Source organism: Synechococcus sp. B60.1 (assembly GCF_047462555.1).
Classification (GTDB): Bacteria; Cyanobacteriota; Cyanobacteriia; order Thermostichales; family Thermostichaceae; genus Thermostichus.
In genome coordinates this window covers 18215-21464 of sequence record NZ_JANSJN010000045.1, presented here as the reverse complement: position 1 = coordinate 21464, position 3250 = coordinate 18215, and the positions used below count along the sequence as shown (strand labels likewise).

2 protein-coding genes are annotated in these 3250 nt (G+C 60.2%); both read right to left on the bottom strand.

The window, feature by feature from the left end; genetic code table 11:
- The coding region (locus NW863_RS06785; RefSeq protein WP_414365445.1) for an NADPH-dependent assimilatory sulfite reductase hemoprotein subunit at positions 1 to 1634 on the bottom strand (1634 nt) is incomplete at its 3' end.
- Positions 1635 to 1801: 167 nt separating this feature from the next.
- Positions 1802 to 3250, bottom strand: a 1449-nt coding sequence (locus tag NW863_RS06780) for an ABC transporter ATP-binding protein/permease (protein ID WP_414365443.1), incomplete at its 5' end; no start/stop codon positions are given.

Sequence of the window (3250 nt, the reverse complement as noted above, 5' to 3'; positions counted from 1 at the left end):
ATGTGCACCCGATCCTGAAACGGCTGGGCCAGGCGATCCCCTTGCGGGCTGGCCCCCAGCCAGATTTGGTAGTAGCCATCGGGGGCGGATCCCACCAAGCCGAGCTCTGCCAAGTAAGGCCGGGCACAGCCATTGGGGCAGCCGGTCATGCGCACCAAAAAGGGCGAATCCTGCAGCCCCAGCTCCTGCAACACCTGATCCAACTGGCGAATCAGGGTGGGCAGGGCTCGCTCCGACTCGGTAATGGCTAAGCCGCAGGTGGGAAGCGCCGGACAGGCCATGGAGAGCCGCACCAGCTCCGGAATCTCCTCTTTGGAAAGCACCCCATGGGACTTGAGGATCTGGTTGATGGCCTCTCGCTGGTGATCCTCGATGTCAATGAAGATCACGTCCTGCGTAGGAGTCAGCCGCAGGTGGAGGGAAAATTCCTCTACAATCTTGCGCAGGGCCGTTTTCAACTGCCGCTCCGGCGTATCTTGGATGCGGCCATTTTCAATGGAGAGGCCCAAAAACCAACGGCCATCCCCTTGCTCGTGCCAGCCCAGGTAGTCGTCGCTGTTGGGGACAAACTTGGGCATGCGCCGGAAGGGCAGTAGCTTCTCCCCCAGGTACTGCTCGACCACGCGGCGAAACTTGCGGATCCCCCAGTCACGCACCAGATACTTCAGCCGTGCCTGCTTGCGGTCGTAGCGGTTGCCGTGATCCCGCTGCACCGCCAAAATCGCCTGGCAAACCCGGTACACCGCTTCCGGCGGGGCAAAGCAGAGCTTCTGGGCCAAAAGGGGTTGGGTCTCCTCCTTGCCATGGGTGCGCCCCATGCCGCCGCCCACCACGATGTTGAAGCCCTTGAGGTTGCCCTTGCGGTCGGTGAGGACGATCAAACCCAGGTCTTGGGAGTACACATCGACGGTGTTCTCCCCGGCTACGGCGATGGCCGTCTTAAACTTGCGGGGCAGATAGACCGGGCCATAGAGAGGTTCCGGCCCCTCCAGCCTCACGCCGTTGCCCACAAACTGCTCGGCTTCCTGGACTTCCGGATCCACCGGCGGGATGGGAACCGGCTCTCCATCCACCCACAGCTCGTAGTAGGCAGAAGTCTTTGGAGCCAGGAGATCCGCCAGCTTGCGGGCATACTCCTGGGCGTAGCGGTAGGCAGGCCGGTTTTTGTAGGGGGCGACTGGTGCCATGACGTTGCGGTTGACATCGCCACAGGCGGCCAGGGTGGATCCCATCTGCCGGACGATGCTGGCCACCGTGGCCTTGAGATTTTTCTTCAAGATCCCGTGGAGTTGAAAGGTCTGCCGGGTGGTGGCCCGCAGGGTGCCGTTGCCGTACTCATCGGCCAGCCGATCCAGGGTCAAGTAGAGCTGCGGCGGCACATGCCCCCCCGGAATACGGGTGCGCAGCATCATCTCGTAGGCCCGCTCCCGTCCCTCCTGCTTCCGCTGCTGCCGCAGATCCCGGTCGTCCTGCTGGTAGGCGCCATGAAACTTGAGCACCTGCACCGCCGCCTCGCTAAAGTGGGTAGTGTCTTGGGCCAGCTCCTGCTGCAAGGGATCCCGCAGGAAATGGCTATCTGCCTTGATCTGCTCCACCTTGGAGCGCTTGGCCTCAGAGCCGACAAGGGAGCTCATCTGATTCTCCAGTAATCCGGTCGGAATACTTGTGAAACAGGGTAGCATCTCCCCTGGGCCGCGTCCAGTTCTATGGGTTTGAGGTGGAACAGCCTACTCCCCTCTCCCTCTGGGAAAGGGGCCGGGGGTGAGGGGTACCAGGGCAGCTTGAGAGCTAAGGCAGCGCTCTAGCCGGCCAGGGCCAGGCGGGCGCCGTATTCTGCTGCCGACCAGAGTTTCCAGGCAGAGTTGCCCTGTAGCTCCAAGACAAGGTCGTGGTAGGCCAGGAGAGTGGGGCGGTGGCCGACGCTGACGTAGGTGGTGTTGAGGTGTTGCAGTTGCCGGTAGAGCAGCTTTTCGTTGGCCACATCCAGGGCGCTGGTGGCCTCGTCCAAAATGGCGTAGCGGGGCTGAGTAATCAAAATGCGGGCAAAGGCCAGGCGCTGCTGTTCCCCCAAAGAGAGGGTGCTGGCCCAATCTTTCTCCACGTCAAAGCCGCCCACCCGCTCCGGCAAATCGGCTAGGTTCACCTGGGCCAAAACCCGGATGAGATCTGCATCGCTGAGATCCCGGCGACGACCTGGATAGAGGAGTTGATCCCGCAGGGATCCCAGCAGCATGTAGGGCTTTTGCGGCAGGAAGAGCATCTCGGTGGTGTCGGGGCGGGCGATGGATCCCTGGCCGTTGTTCCACAGGCCGGCAATGGCCCGCAGCAGGGAGCTCTTGCCGCTGCCGCTGGCCCCCACAATGAGCAGCCGTTGGCCTGCCTCTAAACTCAGGGACAGATCCCGCACCAGGGTTCGTTCTGAGTTTGGTGTTAGCAGAGTAACCTGCTGCAGCGCCAGTTGGGGAGCAATGCGAGTTTGGATGGTGCTCTCCCGGTCGCGGGTGTGGCGCAGGGCCGGATTCTCCAACGTTTCGTAAAAGGACCCTAGACGGTTGATCCCGGCGGCAAAGCTGGAGATGCTTTGGATCTGGTTGGCCACAATTGAAAGGGCACTCAGCACCTGGCTAAAGGCAATGGTGGCCTGGGTAATGGTGCCAAAATCCCGTACGCCGCTAAAGTAAAGAGGGGCCACAATTACGTAGGGCACAATGCGCGTGAAATAGTTATAGGCGTACTGAAAAATGTCAATAATAGCCTGCCAGATGATTAACAAGTCAAAGTTGCGCAGGGCAGCGGCAAAGCGATTCAAGATCTGCCTCAGCTCTAGGTCTTCTCCCTGGTAAAAGGCGATGGACTCAGCGTTGTCCCGCACGTGGACTAGGCTGTAGCGAAAATCGGCCTCGTAGCGCAGTTGATCGAAGTTAATTTTAATTAGCTTGCGTCCAGCCACAATGGCAATGGCGGTGCCAATGGTAGCATAGATAACCAATCCCACCGCCAAGGGGCGGGAGATGCTGTAGAGGATGCCGGTAAAGGCGTAGAGGGTGAGGATCGAGTCGAGAATATCCAGCAAAAAAGAAAGGGTAGTGCCGGTAAAGGAGCGAACGTCTTCGGAGATGCGCTGGTCGGGGTTATCAATCTCTGTGTTAGCGGCGTTGGAATCCAGCTCGTAGTAGGCCCGGCGATCAAAGTAGCGATCCAGAAAGTGGTCGGTCAGCCATTCCCGCCAAAACAGCCCCAGCTTCAGCCG